Below are 3620 nucleotides of genomic sequence, written 5' to 3' on the forward strand. Positions count from 1 at the left end.
GTCTATGAAGTTGTTTATTTTCAAAAAGGTCGTCTGAAAATCTTAATTTGAGGTTTTCAGACGACCTTTTCTTGCCGATCAGTCAATCAGGGCACGATTTAGCCCAAAGCTTTCCTTGCCCCTGCAAACAAACGGTACCAGCCGGAGAGTTCCGTCCAGTCTTCCGGTTTCCAGCTCATTTGTGCGGCGCGGTACACGCGTTCGGGGTGGGGCATCATGATGGTGACGCGGCCGTCGGCATTGGTAACGCCAGCGATGCCTTGCGGCGAGCCGTTGGGGTTGAGCGGGTAGGTTTGGGTGACTTGGTTTTGTCCGTCGACGTATTGCAGCGCGATGTCGAGGTCGTCTGAAATTTTGCCGCCGTGCAGCGCGAAGTCGGCGCGGCCTTCGCCGTGGCTGACGACGACGGGCAGGCTGGAGCCTTGCATTTCGTTCAGGATCAGGGAGGCTGATTTGGGGACATGAACCATGCTCAGGCGCGCTTCGAACTGTTCGCTCAGGTTGCGTTTGAACTTCGGCCAGCCTGCCGTGCCGGGGATGATTTCGGCGAGGTTGCTGACCATTTGACAGCCGTTGCACACGCCCAATGTCAACGTGTCCGGGTCGGCGAAGAAGGCGGCGAACTGGTCGCGCAAGGCGGGGTGGAACAGGATGGATTTCGCCCAGCCTTCGCCCGCGCCGAGTACGTCGCCGTAGCTGAAGCCGCCGCACGCCGCCAGCATTTTGAAGTCGGCAAGGTGGACGCGGCCTGCCATCAGGTCGGACATATGCACGTCGTAGGCATCGAAACCGGCGCGGGTGAAGGCGGCAGCCATTTCGATTTGTCCGTTTACGCCCTGTTCGCGCAGGATGGCGATTTTGGGTTTTGCTCCGCTGTTGATGAACGGCGCGGCGATGTCTTCGTTCACGTCAAACTTCACGTCTGCAAACAATGCGCTGCGTTCGTTGTCGCCAATCAGGGCGAACTCGCTGTCGGCGCAGGCAGGATTGTCGCGCAAGCGTTGGATGGCGTGGCTGGTTTCCTGCCATGCGCGTTGCAGGTCGGCGCGGGTTTGTTCCAACACGATGCCTGCCTGATTGCGGATAACGATTTTTTCGTCAGAACCGATGGTGGCAACGGTATGCAAGGGCAGTGCTGCCGCTTTGAACAAGGCTTCTACTGCCGCAACATCTTGTTTGGCAATTTGAATTACTGCGCCCAGTTCTTCATTGAACAATGCGCGTATGCTGGCTTCGTTGACGTCGGCTTGGTTGGCAACCATTGAGGTCAAATCTACATTCAAGCCGCACCGCCCCGCAAACGCCATTTCCGCCAGCGTCGCAAACAAACCGCCGTCGCTGCGGTCGTGATACGCCAAGAGTTTGTCTTCGGCGACAAGCTGTTGAATTACGTTGTAAAACGCTTTCAGACGACCTGTATCGTTCAAATCGGGTGCGTCGCCGCTCATGTTGTTGTATACCTGACCGAACGCGGAGCCGCCCATACGCGCTTTGCCGAAGCCCAAATCGACAAACAGCAATACGCTGTCTTCGGCGTTTTTCAATTCGGGCGTAACGGTTTTGCGCACGTCTTGAACTGGCGCGAACGCGGAGATAATCAGGCTCAACGGCGAGACGACGGATTTTTTCTCTTCGCCGTCCTGCCATACGGTTTTCATTGACAGGCTGTCTTTACCCACCGGAATGCTCAAATCCAATGCCTGACAGGCTTGGGAGACGGCTTCGACGGTGCGGTAGAGTTTTTCGTCTTCGCCCTCGTTGCCGCACGCCGCCATCCAGTTGGCGGAAAGTTTGATGTTGCCGATGTCGCCGATGTTGACCGCAGCGATGTTGGTGATGGCTTCGCCGACGCACATTCTGCCTGAAGCGGGCGCGTCAAACAGGGCGACGGTCGGTTTTTCGCCCATAGACATTGCTTCGCCGCGATAAGTGTTGAAGCCCATCATGGTCACGGCGCAGTCGGCTACGGGGGTTTGGTATTTGCCGACCATTTGGTCGCGGTGGGTCATGCCGCCGACGCTGCGGTCGCCGATGGTAATCAGGAAGTTTTTAGCGGCTACGGTGGGCAGGCGCAAAACGCGGTAGGCGGCTTCGGTAATGTCGATATCGCCGGCGTTAAACGGTTTTTCAGTCGGCGTAACTGTTTTGTCGCTGCGCGTGGTTTTGGGCGGTTTGCCGAGCAAGACGTTCAGCGGCAAATCGACGGGATTGTTGGAGAACAAATCGTCGCGTACTTTCAAATGACCGTCGTCGGTCGCCGTACCAACTACGGCAAACGGGCAGCGTTCGCGTTTGCAGATGGCGCGGAAGGTGTCCAAATCTTTTTCCAAAATCGACAACACATAACGCTCTTGCGATTCGTTGCACCAGATTTGCAGCGGATTGAGGCCGTGTTCTTCCAGCGGCACTTCGCGCAGCTTGAATACCGCGCCGCGTCCGGCATCGTTGACGAGTTCAGGGAAGGCGTTGGACAGGCCGCCTGCGCCGACGTCGTGGATAGAGATAATCGGGTTTTTGTCGCCGAGTTGCCAGCAGCGGTCGATCACTTCCTGCGCGCGGCGTTCGATTTCGGGGTTGCCGCGTTGTACGGAGTTGAAGTCCAAAGAGGCGTCGTTTGTGCCGGTATTCATGGAAGAAGCCGCGCCGCCGCCCAAGCCGATAAGCATACCCGGGCCGCCCAGTTGAATCAGTAATGCGCCTTCGGGGATTTCGTCTTTATGCGTCTGCTGCGCCTGAATGCTGCCCAAGCCGCCGGCAATCATAATCGGTTTGTGGTAGCCGCGAACCTGACCGTCAAACTTCTCTTCAAAAGTGCGGAAGTAGCCCAAGAGGTTTGGGCGGCCGAATTCGTTGTTGAACGCCGCGCCGCCGATGGGGCCTTCAATCATGATGTCCAACGGCGAGGAAATGTGTTCCGGCTTGCCGTAATCTTGTTCCCACGGCTGTTTGAGGTCGGGGATGTTGAGGTTGGACACGGTAAAGCCGGTCAAGCCCGCTTTCGGACGCGAACCTTTGCCCGTCGCGCCTTCGTCGCGGATTTCGCCGCCCGCGCCCGTTGCCGCGCCCGCAAACGGCGCGATGGCGGTCGGGTGGTTGTGCGTTTCCACTTTCATGATGATATGGGTGTCTTCCTCGTGGAAACGGTAGCCTTGGTTTTCCGCCGCATTCGGATAGAAACGCTCGATTGTCGCGCCTTCGATCACGGATGAGTTGTCTTTATAGGCAACGACCGTGCCTTCGGGATGCGCGTTGTGCGTATCGCGTATCATGCCGAAGAGCGATTTCGGCTGTTTTTCGCCGTTGAGGATGAAATCGGCGTTGAAAATTTTGTGGCGGCAGTGTTCGCTGTTTGCCTGCGCGAACATCATCAGCTCCACATCGGACGGATTGCGCTGCAAAGCCTGATAGTTTTCAACCAGATAATCGATTTCGTCGGCGGAGAGCGCCAAACCCATTTCGGTATTGGCTTTGACCAAAGCCTCTTTACCGCCGCCCAAAACATCGACGGTGGAGAAGGTTTCGGATTCGAGATGGTGGAATAATTTGGAGGCCGTCTGAAAATCGGGCAGCACGGATTCGGTCATGCGGTCGTGCAGCAACGCTGCCCATTGCTGTTTCTC

General features: G+C 56.9%; 1 protein-coding gene. It reads right to left on the reverse strand.

Translation table 11 applies throughout. The annotated features are described in order from the left end of the window. Window positions 1-98: 98 nt before the first annotated feature. Window positions 99-3620 (reverse strand): phosphoribosylformylglycinamidine synthase (gene purL, locus ACTHUT_RS15590; RefSeq protein WP_440418998.1); only part of this gene is annotated, 3522 nt, incomplete at its 5' end.

Source organism: Neisseria sp. P0022.S010, assembly GCF_051956635.1.